General features: G+C 40.7%; 9 protein-coding genes and 2 pseudogenes. 6 read left to right on the top strand and 5 right to left on the bottom strand.

All coding sequences use genetic code 11. The features are described 5' to 3' along the window. Positions 1–100: 100 nt before the first annotated feature. Positions 101–1,417, bottom strand: coding sequence for a hemolysin family protein (locus J7E35_RS05420; protein WP_214777657.1), 1,317 nt, complete (start codon positions 1,415–1,417; stop codon positions 101–103). A gap of 359 nt (positions 1,418–1,776) precedes the next feature. Further along, positions 1,777–1,896 (bottom strand): annotated as a pseudogene (locus J7E35_RS23455) (TerC family protein); the annotation flags it as partial. Between the two features lie 885 nt (positions 1,897–2,781). Between J7E35_RS23455 and J7E35_RS23830 the strand changes: the two are divergent. After that, positions 2,782–2,934: pseudogene (locus tag J7E35_RS23830) on the top strand (HAMP domain-containing protein); the annotation flags it as partial. Next, positions 2,929–3,876 (top strand): methyl-accepting chemotaxis protein, encoded by a 948-nt coding sequence (locus J7E35_RS23835; protein WP_483297651.1) that lies wholly within the window; start codon positions 2,929–2,931, stop codon positions 3,874–3,876. The pseudogene J7E35_RS23830 and the gene J7E35_RS23835, both read left to right, overlap by 6 nt. A gap of 78 nt (positions 3,877–3,954) precedes the next feature. Here J7E35_RS23835 and J7E35_RS05430 read toward each other — a convergent pair whose 3' ends face one another. Further along, positions 3,955–4,425 carry a hypothetical protein gene (locus J7E35_RS05430; protein WP_214777763.1) on the bottom strand — a complete coding sequence of 157 codons (471 nt, stop codon included), beginning with the start codon at positions 4,423–4,425 and terminating at the stop codon, positions 3,955–3,957. Between the two features lie 185 nt (positions 4,426–4,610). On the opposite strand from J7E35_RS05430, the gene J7E35_RS05435 reads away from it, so the two are divergent. Next, positions 4,611–5,120 carry a tyrosine-type recombinase/integrase gene (locus J7E35_RS05435; RefSeq protein ID WP_251040751.1) on the top strand — a complete coding sequence of 170 codons (510 nt, stop codon included), beginning with the start codon at positions 4,611–4,613 and terminating at the stop codon, positions 5,118–5,120. 13 nt (positions 5,121–5,133) lie between these two features. Beyond that, positions 5,134–6,636, top strand: coding sequence for a potassium/proton antiporter (locus J7E35_RS05440; protein ID WP_214777663.1), 1,503 nt, complete (start codon positions 5,134–5,136; stop codon positions 6,634–6,636). An 87-nt stretch (positions 6,637–6,723) separates the two neighbouring features. Here the strand turns inward: J7E35_RS05440 and J7E35_RS05445 are convergent, their stop codons facing one another. Both J7E35_RS05445 and J7E35_RS05450 read right to left on the bottom strand, forming a co-directional pair. Beyond that, a complete protein-coding gene (locus J7E35_RS05445; protein ID WP_214777665.1) occupies positions 6,724–7,338 on the bottom strand; it encodes a TetR/AcrR family transcriptional regulator in 615 nt (204 codons plus the stop codon). A 27-nt stretch (positions 7,339–7,365) separates the two neighbouring features. After that, a complete protein-coding gene (locus J7E35_RS05450) occupies positions 7,366–8,898 on the bottom strand; it encodes a carboxypeptidase M32 (RefSeq protein ID WP_251040754.1) in 1,533 nt (510 codons plus the stop codon). A gap of 240 nt (positions 8,899–9,138) precedes the next feature. Here J7E35_RS05450 and J7E35_RS05455 point away from each other — a divergent pair, with 240 nt between their 5' ends. Beyond that, the gene (locus tag J7E35_RS05455) at positions 9,139–10,026 is read left to right on the top strand and encodes an ABC transporter permease subunit (protein ID WP_214777668.1); all 888 of its coding nucleotides are present in this window, start codon (positions 9,139–9,141) and stop codon (positions 10,024–10,026) included. Continuing rightward, the gene (locus J7E35_RS05460; protein ID WP_214777670.1) at positions 10,023–12,887 is read left to right on the top strand and encodes a hypothetical protein; all 2,865 of its coding nucleotides are present in this window, start codon (positions 10,023–10,025) and stop codon (positions 12,885–12,887) included. Before J7E35_RS05455 ends, J7E35_RS05460 begins: the two co-directional genes overlap by 4 nt. Positions 12,888–13,296: the final 409 nt, after the last annotated feature.

A 13,296-nucleotide genomic window follows, 5' to 3' on the forward strand; every position in this document is an offset into this window, starting at 1 on the left:
GCCCCGGTAATGTATTCTTACCCGTCTTGGACATACACTCAAACTACATAGGACTTGCCAAAATTAGCCACGGATTTTATCGGATAAAAAAAAGCCGGAATCAGTCCGGCTTTTCGTCTTCGGTAATTTTCATAACCTCTAAATAGGCAATGTGGTATTCGTCAATTTCGATAATCTTGAAAATAAATCCTCCTTCTTCTATTTCATCCCCAATCTTGGCATCAATGTTCTTTGTCATGAACCATCCGCCTATGGTGTCTACATCTTCTTCTGATATATCGATGCCTAGCAGGTCATTTACTTCGTCTATAAGTACTCTGGAGCTGAACAGATAATGATTTTCATTCACTTTTCTGACTTCGGCGATTTCATCCACGTCAAACTCATCACGGATGTCGCCAACAATCTCTTCTAGAATGTCCTCGACTGTCACAAGTCCAGATGTTCCGCCATATTCATCAATCAAGATGGCCATATGAATTCGTTCCTTCTGCATTTTCACGAGCAAATCATGGATAGGGATTGTTTCAATCACACGAATGACAGGTTTAAGAAACGAAGACAAAATCGATTCTCTTTGCAGATCCTTTTGTGTTAACTTCGCAGTCAGGATTTCCTTGATATTAATCATCCCTACTATATTATCTTTCTCTCCATCAATTACTGGATACCTTGTATATTTCTCTTTTTGAATCACATCTATAATTGTTTCAATATCATCTGAAATATCAAAGGTAGCAATTTCAGTCCGCGGTACCATTATTTCTTTGGCAATCCGCTCATCAAACTCAAATATATTATTCACATAGTTCAGTTCGTTTTGATTGATTTCACCGCTTTCATAACTCTCTGATAAAAGAATTCGGAGCTCTTCTTCAGAGTGGGCAATTTCATGCTCAGAAGCAGACTTTAAACCAAACAGTCCTACGAGAAGCCTGGCTGAACCATTCAATAACCAGATAAAAGGGTACATAATCTTATAAAACCAGATAATTGGTTTGGAAAAAGCGAGGGTAATGGCTTCTGCTTTTTGGATTGCGACCGTTTTTGGAGCCAGCTCCCCGACTACAACATGCAAAAAAGTGATTGAAACAAAGGCGATTCCGAACGATAATATACCAGATAATGACGGATTCAAATGAAAATTCTCAAAAACAGGATGGAGCATTTCTTCAACCGTCGGCTCCCCAAGCCACCCAAGGCCTAAAGCTGTAATCGTAATGCCGAGCTGGCAGGCCGATAGATATTCATCGAGATGAGTGACCACGTGCTTTCCGGATTGCGCTCCTTTCCTTCCTTCAGAGATTAGCTGGTCAATTCTTGAGCTCCTGACTTTAACGATGGCAAACTCTGTCGCTACGAAAAAACCAGTTAATGCGATCAATAAAACAACTAAAAGCAAATTAGTAATAACCAATGGGGAAGCCCTACATATGTAAGGCAGTCACCTCCTAGAAAACATTTACTCCATTTAAAATGGATTGATGGGCAAAGGGGTGTCCCTTCTGCACCTTTTGTCCATTTTTTAAATTATACCCTTATACTAAACAGCTAACGCATTATAAAGGAAAAACGTGAATCACTCAGCCCTTATTATTGGTAATCGGGCAAAGATTATTAAGGAACAGGCTTTTTTTACATTGATTATTGCTTTTCGAACACAATTGCCTACATTACTTTCAGAAGTTCATGGGCCCTAATCGCAAAAGGAAAAAAACAGAAGTACAACCCATCTGCACTTAGAAACAGATGAATCATACTTCAGGTCACATGTCACTATGATACCTTTTTGACAGTTTCCGCAGTCTTATCATTGGACAGGAACCAGCCTGCCGCAGCAATTCCTGCAAGCACTGCATAGAATGTTAGTTTCCATTCTGTTGAATGGGCAAACTCAGGATCCATTGAATATCTGTCAAATTAAAAAATCCGACTAATATAGTGCTTTTTCCTTAACTAATTTCGAAAATTGCCGAAAATAACAATAATATGAGAACGATAATCACAGTCTTTCTTAAGAAGACTATACCCAGTTGTTCTCTAAACAACAATTCGCCTAGAAGATCAGAGGGAGTGGACAAATTGCTTTTCAAGAAGAAAACGAAAACTGCAAAAAAAGCAGGAACAAAAAAGAAATCAAGCAATAAAATTTTCAACAAGAATATGAGTCTAAAACTAAAGATTGTTTCTTTAAGCATAATCTCAATGCTCCTTCTCGCATTGGCTACTACAATCTATGCTCAATACACTATAAGAACGAGCAATCTAGAATCGATGGAAGCTGAGCTTAACACGATTTCAAGCTTGTTGTCAGACCAGATTTCTGCAGGAAAAGCGCAAACCATCATTGCGAACCCTTCAAAAAACAATCCAGGTGTAACCTCAATGCAGAAACAAATGGACCAAATACTAAAAGAAAATCCATTGATACATAATCTTTATTTGGTCACAATGGAAGGCGATAAACTTTCAATCCCGACTATGAACTCGGCCATGATGACGGCGGAGTTATCATATGGTTCACATTATACAGGCGGCAAGGAATTTGATCTGGCAGCGTTTGAAGCTTTTAAGGAAAATAAACGGACAACTACTGAAATATACAATTCGCCAACCGGCTCAAAAATGACGGGCTTCGCACCTATCACAGATATGGCAGGAAAAACAATTGCCCTTTATGGGGTCGAATTCGATGTATCTCAGGTAAATAAAAAGATTAATGGCGAGGTTGCTGGAATTTGGATCCTCGCTCTTATAATCCTGGTCCTCTCAAGTGCCGCTATGTATCTCCTGGTGTCCAGGCTCATCAAGCCACTGAATAAAATCAGGGTTTTAACAGCAAACATCGCAAAAGGCGACTTATCGCAAGAAGATATTATCGTAAAATCTAAAGATGAAATCGGAGCTTTGGCTGATAGTATCAATACAATGACTGGCTCACTAAGAACTCTGGTTTCACAGGTGCAAACAAGCTCAAGGGAAGTTTCAAGCGAAACAGTTGGATTATCCACGATAGCCTCCAGTTCGGTGGAAGCAATCAGGGAATTGACTGCAGCTAACCAGCAGGCAGCAGCAAGCACACAGGAACAGAACGCAAATATTGAAGAGATGCAGGCGACATTAGAAGAAATCAATGCAGGCATCGAAGAAATCAACGCATCTGCTCAGCAGGCAAGCTATATCGCTAAAAACTCCACGGTTTCTTCCAAGGAAGGAACCGTCAGAATCGATGAGATGCTTGAAGGACTAGAAGCCGTAGATGAAAATACAAACCTGCTGGCTGATATTATTACAGTGCTTGAAAAACAATCAGAGAAAATCACGCAATTCGTTAAAATCATCAATACCATCTCTGACCAGACAAACCTGTTGGCATTGAATGCTGCTATTGAAGCTGCCAGGGCTGGAGAACACGGCAAGGGATTTGCTGTTGTTGCAAACGAGGTTCGGAAGCTCGCCGAGGAAAGCGCGAAATCAGCTGCCACTATCATTTCCATTGTTGGCGAGAATGTCCAAAACACCCGTACTGCCGTAGACTACATCACAAAAACCAAAGAAGCAGTACAGTACAATAAAAACCTTTCTGCGAACGCAAAAAAAACACTAAATGAAATTTATGAAACAACATTGGAGATCGAGGATAACTCCAATAATATTGCATCTGCTATTGAACAGCAGGTTATCGCAATTGAACAAATAACCAACTCGCTTGATACAGTCTCACAGGCTTCCCAGCAGATTGCCGCAGGTACCGGCCAGACAGACCAGTCCACACAGGACCAGCTCAGAATCGCAGAGAATGTAAACGAGACGACAAAAATCCTCCAGCGGACAGCAACGGAGTTAGAAAATTTGACAGGGAAGTTTAAGCTATAGGCCCCTGGAAGAACTTGTTGGAATCCCAAACAAAATAGTAAAACACTAATTTAAAAAGGATGCCCGCGGGCATCCTTTTTATCTTTTCCTGAATCCTTCTTCTTCTAAATATTGTTTAGCCTCATTATAAGAAAGGAATGTACCATCAAGATTCAGGCCAGCATACACATTCCACATATCATCCTCATGAACAACAATCAGGGTATGATTTTCTGAATTGATCCAGCGTTCTTCTTCATTGTCCTCTATTATGGCTGCTTCAACGGTACTGTTGCCTGAGAGGGATTCTATTGATTTTTTAATGATCGATTTAAGCTCTTCCTCAGTAAAATCACGGATATTTACCATGCCCTTGGCATCAGCCTCATATCCTTCTAAAAATTCTCCATAGACAAATCCATTCCCATTAGGATGAAGATGATATACAACATTTTTCTTTTCATAAATGCTATCTGCAAAATGAAAGTTCACACGGCCTAAAGAGACATTTTTTCGTTCAAGTTCAGAAAATGATTCAATGATTGCAAGTTTTTGTTCAAAAGTCAGCATAATTGCCTCCATATTAATCCTAAATTTTTCGATTCTGTTCATTATAACATTTGAAAGATCTTAACAAAAAATTCACAAGCATTTTGTATGTTACAAAAACAGATTTAAGATATACTTAAGTTACTTAAGGAAGTGATCCAATGAAAACGGTAAGCGCAATTAAATCCAAAAAGAAAATTATGCTGATGAAAAAATTACTTGAAAACCACTCTGCCAGGGATTACTGTTTATTTTTGCTCGGGATCAATACTGGAATTAAACTTCCAGAATTACTATGTCTGCGTGTCCACGATGTCTGCAGCAAGGATGGTGAAATAACAGAGTTTCTTACCATTCCTTCTTATAACAATCCTCCTGTTTACTTAAATGCCTCCATACGGCGGTCCCTAAAAAATTACTTAAATGAAAATTCTTTTATTGATTCAGACTATCTCTTTAAATCCAGAAAAACTGGCAATCCAATTACAAGACAACAAGCATACAGGATCATTAATACAGCAGCAAAAAATGCCGGAATTGATGAACCGGTGGGAATGACCACTCTCAGGAAAACATTTGGCTACCACGCCTACTTACAGGGTGTCGCAATTTCACTAATCCAAAAAAGACTTAAACATGCCTCTCCATCAGAAACGAAGCATTTTATTGGAGTAGGCCAAGAAACAGTCCCAGTTAAGATAAATATCAATTTATAAGGGGGAGTTTTTATTGCCAGAACATATTATTAGTACGGACTCTTTTATTATGCTATTAGCTTTCTTGTTAATTGTGGGAGTCTTGACGACGAGATTTTCAACCAGGTTGGGCGTACCCTCCCTCATCTTATTTATTATGGTTGGGATGGTGATGGGAAGTGATGTCCTTGGAATCGTCTACTTCGACAATGCATCATTGACGCAGAAGATCGGAGTAATTGCGCTCATCATCATTTTGTTTGAAGGAGGCCTGCAGACAAATTGGAAGGATGTCAGGCCAGTGATCGTCCCTTCTTTATCATTGGCGACAATTGGAGTTTTAATAACCTCCGGGATTATAGCAGCAGCTGCTAAAGTGATCCTTGGCCTTGGCTGGATTGAGTCCATACTATTCGGTGCGATCGTTGGTTCTACTGACGCCGCTGCAGTGTTTGCAGTTTTGAAAGACCATAATATTTCTCCAAAACTCGGTTCCACTCTTGAAGCAGAATCGGGTTCCAATGATCCAATGGCAGTATTTTTAACAGTCGCCATGATTGAACTGATTACCATTCCAGATACAAGTATCCTGACCTTGATTGGCGATTTCTTTCTGCAAATGGGGCTTGGTTTGCTGATGGGGCTCATCTTTGGAAAGATAGCTGTAAAATCATTGAATTCCATCAATCTGGATTCCAGCGGGCTGTACCCTGTATTTGCGACCGCTTTTGCATTGCTGACATATGGGATTACAGCATACATTAACGGCAGCGGGCTTTTGGCTGTATATATTGCAGCCATTATCATCGGGAATGCTGAAATTGCCTACCGCCATTCTATTTTCCGTTTTTCAGAGGGTTTTGCCTGGATGATGCAAATTCTAATGTTCGTCATCCTTGGACTCCTTGTATTTCCCTCAGAACTTTTTACTCCTTCTATTTTAATCCAGGGGATTTTGGTTTCCTTAATCTTGATTTTAGTAGCAAGGCCTGTTGCGGTGTTTATCTCAACGATTAACATGAAGTATTCCAAAAAAGAGCGGATCTTCCTTTCTTGGGCGGGATTGAAAGGCGCCGTACCTATTATCCTTGCCACCTTCCCTTTACTTGCTGGTATTGAGGACAGCCATCAGATCTTCAATGTTGTCTTCTTCGTCGTACTGACAAGCGCGCTGATCCAGGGAGCTACCATACCCATGCTGGCCAACAAACTGGGGTTGAACGGTCCTAAAAAAACGACACCGATGCAGTCTCTTGAGCTGATTTCACTCGGAAAAGCAGATGCTGAAATGATTGAATATGAAATGGAAAGCGATAGTGCAATTGTCGGGAAAACCTTGATGGAGATTCCCTTTCCGGAAGGGACACTTGTGAATGCGCTTATCCGCCATGGCAAGCTGATTGCACCTACCGGGAATACTGTCATTATGGCTGGAGATTTCCTTTACATTCTGTCTGGGCGAAAAAACAAGCTGAAACTGAAGAAACTTTTGAAGGAAAAATCAATCTATAAACAAGATACTTTAGAACTTAAATAACGCCAGGATATTGGTCAGCAACAGTCTCTTCTGCTGAAAAATGAGAATAAAAATAAAACCAGTGAGAACTCTCACTGGTTTTATTAGTTATGACCTTAATTTTTCCAGAAACATTGTCTGCATTTCTCTTAATATCAGCTTATATTGGTAATCTTCAAGTATGGTAGCCTGCAATGTGACCCCGTTCACCATCGCCCAAAAGATGTCTGCGTAGGTTGCAGGATCAAGATTTTTTTTAAATTCACCTGCTGTCTGGCCATCTTTAATGATTCCTGTCAGCAAAGAAACAAAGAAATTCCTGTAACGCTCAGTCAACATTTCTTTTAATTTCGGATTCCGTGTTGAGTACAGCCGGAACTCATAATGGACAATCGCATGCCCTCTGTTTTTTTCTTCATTTGGGTCATTGTCGAGGTAAGCTTCAATCAGGTAATTGAGTTTCTCCAGCGATGTCTCTCGCTCAGCAATCGCTTTTGCAAATTTACTTCCCGAGTTATTTGTTTGTCCTTCCATCAAGGCAAGATAGATTTCATCCTTGCTTTTGAAGTAATTATAAATCGCGCCCTTGCTCAGGCCGGAACGAGCCACAATTTCATCAACAGTGGATGCTTCAAATCCCTTTTCGGCAAAACAAACATGGGCACTCTGCAAAATTTCCTGACGCTTCTTTTCCTTATATTCCTCTGAAACAATTGGCGTCATATGTTTTACCCCATTTTCTCACTGGAATTATAGTTTGTATACCTTGCTATATTTCTCTTCCAGGTACTGTACCAGATAATCCGCATTCAATTCTTCGCCGGTAGCTTTAACAATCAGTTCATTTGGAGTATACAGCATGCCATACTGATGGATATTCTCCCTTAACCAGTCCTGGATCACTGCAAAATTGCCCTGTTTAATACTTTCATAGAAACCAGGTAAATCTTTCTTCACTTTGTGCAGAATTTGTGCTGCATACAGGTTCCCAAGGGAGTATGACGGGAAGTACCCCAGCCCTCCGAATGACCAGTGGATATCCTGAAGAACCCCTTCACTGTCAGTTGATGGTGTAATGCCGAGATAATCATTGATTTTCGCGTTCCAGATTCCAGGCAGATCTTTTGCCTCTATTTCCCCGGCAATCAATGCCTTCTCAATTTCATAGCGAACCATGATGTGAAGGTTATAAGTGAGCTCATCTGCCTCCACCCGGATGAAGGATGGCTGGACTGCATTCGTGGCACGGTAGAAATCATCCAATTCCACATTTCCTAGTTGTTCCGGAAAATGTTCCTGCAGCTTCGGATAGAAATACTTCCAGAATTCCTCGCTGCGTCCCACCATGTTTTCAAGAAAACGTGACTGGGATTCATGGATTCCAAAAGAAGCCCCTTCCTGAAGGACTGAATCCTGGAATTCAGGATTGATATTTTGTTCATAAATACCGTGTCCTGCTTCATGAATCGTTCCGAAAATAGCAGAGCGGACATTATTCTCAAGGTATCTCGTCGTAATCCTCACATCTCCCGTATTCACAGTTTGCGCAAAAGGATGGACTGTTTCATCCAGCCTCCCAGCTTCCATATCGAAGCCGATCAGCGGCAAAATGTAACGATTGAATTCTTTTTGCTTTTCTACTGAATAGGGCTGTTCAAATATCTCTACTGGCGGCTTGTATGATGACTCTTGAATCCTTCTAAGTAAATCAGAGCTAGATTCTCTTAATTTAACAAACAATGGATCGAGCTTTTCAACTGTAAGGCCAGGTTCAAACTCATCTAGCAGCGCATCATATGGATGGTTGTCATAACCGTAAATCTCTATAGCTTTCCTCTTAAACTCTACAATCTTCTCAAGGTACGGAAGATATCTTTCAAAATCATTATTCTCCCTGGCCTCTTCCCAGGCATCATTTGCTTTTGATGTAAGCACTGAGAAATCTTTAATCATTTCAGCCGGGATCCTTTTTGAACGGTTATAAAATTTCAGCCGTTCACGAACCCTGGCTTTTGCAGCTTCCTCTAGTTGCTCATTTGCTTCCGGCGTCGTGAGTGTGCTTAATAGCTCCCCCATTTCCTCAGAAACAGTCAGCTTGAACGCTTCCGTTCTAAGTGTTCCGTTCGCATTTGCAAATATGGACCGTCCTTTTTTTGGTGAAATCACTTTTTGGTCCCAGCTTAACAAACCTAAAATACTATTAAAATGTGAAATCTTTTCATCTAATTCATTGAACTTTTCGAGCGCAGACATGATTGATTGATTCACTATCTTTTGTTCCATGTCATTTCCCCCTTTTTCCTGCGTTTTACCAAATGGATTCATCTTATATAAAGACGATTTCAAGTTGAATCTTGTTGGCTGCCTTTACATTTAAATAAACTATCCAGTCGGTTTATTATATTCTATATTACATTATTTTTTCAATTATCACAAAATTATTAATAAATTATTTCTAAATTTTGCAACCTTTCATAACTTAGCTACGTCAAAGTTAAAGAAAAATTTTCCAAAGGAGAGCATATGAAAAAGATCATTCATTACCCACTTTTATTTTTGACCTCAATTGCGGGTCTAATATTTTTCATGGCATTTCCCAGGCTTTTTGACTTCCGTCCATCAGAGAGTGCACATCTAGGTGTCCATTTATCCGGCTTTATAAAAGCAATTGAAGCTACTGCATTGCAATTTTTCAAGCCTGAAAGCTGGAAAGTACTAGAGGGCTGGTATCAAGAAACAGTCATTGACCGCTATACATATTCTCTTGAACTTATTTTCTTTAGTTTGCTTTTCACTATTCTTATAGGGAGTGTGGTCGCCTATCTATTTATGAATCTTCCTTATAAACAGCGTATCAGAGTGAAGAATATCCTGAATTTCTTTGAGGGGATTCCGGATTTGCTGGTTATATTCATAATGCAAATGTTTTTGTTCATGCTTAACAGAGAGTTCAATATTCGCCTTGTCACTATGTATGGACTTGCAGGCAAAGAGCCAATTATCTTTCCGATGATCATTAATTCTCTCCTTCCATCCTTATTTTTTGCTCAATACCTGATCAAGGTCATGGAAGAAGAATTTGAAAAACACTACATCCTTTTTGGCCAGGCAAAAGGGTTATCTAAGCTGCAGATTCTTTTTTCACACTTAACAAGGAATATCCTGCCGGTAGTCTCAATCCACTTTAAGACCATCATCTTTATGGTTTTGACAAACCTGGTGCTCGTTGAACACATGTTTGTTCTTGATGGGTACATTCAGGAGCTTAATAAACTGCTGCAGATTAATAGTACTTCTCCCGTGAGTATCTTCTTTTATGTGGGAGTTTTCATGCTTCCTGTCATTCTTGTGGAGAGATTCGTTTCGTTGATCGGCAAAAAGTTCGGAAGCGTTCGGGGGATGGATATATGAGAAGGATTAAGAGAATTTTCCTGTCTGCGGTATCGTCGATTGCCACTAAAGTAAGCGAAGGCTTAACCAGGCTTGTCAGGGAGACAAAAGAACTGAGTCCCCAGAAAGCAAAAAGGGGATTATTTCTTTTTCTGAAATCTGTCCTAAAGATGATCGTAAAAATAAGTAACTATATCAATAATCATAGACATCGGAATATGCTGGTTGGTTCAGCGATACTTGTTACATTATTCCTGATTAGCTGGAATACAGAACTGATGCCTGAGAGCAATGAGCCGCTGATTTTCGATGAGGATGGAAACTTTGTCGCTGCTCCTCCTGCTCCTCCGTCGCTAATCTTTCCGCTCGGGACAGATTTGGGTGCACGAAGCATGGTTAACCTTGTTCTCGTTGGAGTGAAATATACTCTTGGCGCTATATTGGGAATCACACTTTCGCGCCTTTTGATTGGCACAATACTAGCGCTTGTAACGACATTATTCTATCCAGGCTTTAAACGGTATTTCACTGCTTTCTTTTGGCCATTCAGATATATCCCTCAATTGCTTGTCGCGATTATCCTGATGCTTCCAGTGGCAGCATCACCAACCGGATACTCAGCAATGGTCATATTGGAATATCAATTTATTATCATGCTGCTGGTCGGTCTTCCCAGCGTCTATTACTACATCCTGGATATGATGGATGAAACCGAGAAACAGCCTTATTTGCTAAGTTCAATACTGATGGGTGGAAGCAAGTTTCACACCTTAAAAAAGCATGTATGGCCCAATGTCAAATCTCATTTGTTGTTATTGACTACACAGCAAATCTTATCAATCTTACAGCTGTTAACGTTTCTAGGAATTTTTTCATTGTATTTAGGCGGCCCTCACCCGACCGCTTTGACCGATACACCACGGCTGATTTACCGAACTATCACCAACGAACTAGCAGGAATGGCGGGTCAAAACTTCTGGCTGATCAGAAGAGCACCTTGGATGGCCTACAGTCCGATCCTGATCATTGCTTTTATCGCCATTATCGTGAATTGGATGAAAAAAGGGGTCGAGGATCATTTAGCCGGGGTGGTGCCAGTAAAACATAGGGTGGCTGCCGAGCAGGTTGTCAAAGCAGAGGCCCGCCGATCCAAAAATTTTGTACTAGTCGGCGTGCCAAAGCAGCCTGAGGCAGATTATGATTATGAAAAGAAGAAGTATGTTAGTGACTTTATTCGTGAAAAACTCAGGATGGGCCGTGGGTACTTGCTCCGTTACAAAGTTTACCGGATCATTGACAAGCTTGCGATCAGGACTTCTGAACATATTTCAGAATACCCTAAGCCTGCATTTACCGCGTTATTGACGGTATCCTTCGTGCTATGGGCTGGTGTATTTTCATATGCGGAGTTTTTCGCAGATGAAAAAACGAAGAAAGAGGAAACTAATGTTGATGCATCAACTGAACCAAAAGAGGCTAAAGACTTATTTAGCTACAGCTATACCAACAAAGAGCATGTGCCGGTCAAATATAAGGCCGACCTGACTTATCAGGATGACGAAGCCACACTGCAGGGAACACTTAAAGTCGCAACAACCAATACAACCGGTGCCGATCAGGATAAAATCTATTTCCACCTGTACCCTAACCAATTTAAAGAACCGATTGATGGTCCGGATTGGGAATTCGTTCGCGGTCCTTCACCAACACCTGGCTGGATCGATATTCAAGACATTAAAGTAAATAATCAAAAAGCTGATTTTAAAGTTGATGGAACTATACTAGAAGTACAAATGGATAAGTGGGAAGCCAAGACTATTGCCGAACTGGACATTCAATTCAACTTCCAGCTGCCATCGAATTACAGCAATGCAAGCTATGATTATGCAGCAGTTTGGCTCGGCAACTTCCTGCCCAAGCAGGCAGTATATGATAAAAACGGCTGGAATCTGGATCCGTATACACCAATCGGCTACCCTTTTTATAGCGAAACCGCTGACTATGATGTTACTTTGAACGCTGCTGCTAAATACGAGATTCTTTCGAATGCAGAAGAACATAATGCTAGTATTGAAAACACAGGTCAAAATCAGAAATATCACGTCAACCTGGATAATGTCCGTGATTTTTCAATCGTCTTATTGGATAAACAATATTATCAAACTGAAAGATTCGTGAACCAGAATGAAACGCTTGTGAACGTATGGTATCGCCCTTCCACTGACAAACAGCAGACCGCAAACAGGAACGCAATGGGCGCCGGTCAATCGATTGATTATTTTGAGGAGTTTTTCGATTCAACATTACCTTATAAGGAACTCGATATTATCCGAACCGGTGAAGGCAACCCACAAATGGCTTACCAGGGAATGATCTTCACAGCTGGATATAATTTTTCTGATAGCAGCTTTACTTCTCTCAGCATGACAGACGGCGTAATCCGCCAATGGATGTCAGGATTGGTCGGAAGCCAGGGATATAAGGAACCATGGGTAAATGAAAGTCTCGTAAGCTATTCATTGAAAACCTATATGGGTGAAAAAGGCTACATGGCCAAGAGCTCCGCAGAAGATCAACTAAAACAGCAGGAAGAGATTGCAAGGATCCAAAAAGAAGGCCAGTATTTAAGCAGCCCATTAAGCGAATTTAAAAACCTTAATGACTATATCGTTATGATGAATCTGCATGGCTACAATATGTACGCTGAGCTGGACTATTTAGTCGAGGGAGGAAAAGTGAATAAAGCTTTGAAGACATATGTCAACGAGTATACAAATAAAAATGCCTCCGGACACGATGTAATCACCATCTTTGAAAAGGCAGGCCACCCAGAGGCCAAAGGTTATTTCGAGGGGTGGCTGAAACCTGAGGTAATAGAATAGTTTAGTTTTCACCTGAGCTTCGTTGGTAATGAGCTCAGGTTATTTTATTTGAGGCTTGTCCACCACCTCAGACAAAATAATGCCTGAGCTCCCTCATTTTGTCCGAACCTGCACCTACTTCGGACAAAATCACCGCTGGGCTTCCTTCTTTTGTCCGAATCTGTACCTACTTCGGACAAAATCGTTGCTTTGCCTCCTTGTTTTGTCCGAATCTGTACCTACTTCGGACAAAATCGTTGCTTTGCCTCCTTGTTTTGTCCGAACCTGCACCTACTTCGGACAAAATCGTTGCTTTGGCTACCTGTTTTGTCCGAACCTGCACCTACTTCAGACAAAATCGTGGCTTTGGCTACCTGTTTTGTCCGAACCTGCACCTACTTCAGACAAAATCGGATTAAGTCCATATAAT

Source organism: Bacillus sp. ISL-45 (genome assembly GCF_018613195.1).
Lineage (GTDB): Bacteria > Bacillota > Bacilli > Bacillales > Cytobacillaceae > Mesobacillus.

What these genes read in the sequence shown, in the direction of transcription:
- J7E35_RS23835 (WP_483297651.1), top strand. Translation starts at nt 2,929, where the DNA reads ATGACTGGCTCACTAAGAACTCTGGTTTCACAGGTGCAAACAAGCTCA.
- J7E35_RS05430 (WP_214777763.1), bottom strand. Translation starts at nt 4,425, where the DNA reads ATGCTGACTTTTGAACAAAAACTTGCAATCATTGAATCATTTTCTGAA.
- J7E35_RS05435 (WP_251040751.1), top strand. Translation starts at nt 4,611, where the DNA reads ATGAAAAAATTACTTGAAAACCACTCTGCCAGGGATTACTGTTTATTT.
- J7E35_RS05445 (WP_214777665.1), bottom strand. Translation starts at nt 7,338, where the DNA reads ATGACGCCAATTGTTTCAGAGGAATATAAGGAAAAGAAGCGTCAGGAA.
- J7E35_RS05450 (WP_251040754.1), bottom strand. Translation starts at nt 8,898, where the DNA reads ATGGAACAAAAGATAGTGAATCAATCAATCATGTCTGCGCTCGAAAAG.
- J7E35_RS05455 (WP_214777668.1), top strand. Translation starts at nt 9,139, where the DNA reads ATGAAAAAGATCATTCATTACCCACTTTTATTTTTGACCTCAATTGCG.
- J7E35_RS05460 (WP_214777670.1), top strand. Translation starts at nt 10,023, where the DNA reads ATGAGAAGGATTAAGAGAATTTTCCTGTCTGCGGTATCGTCGATTGCC.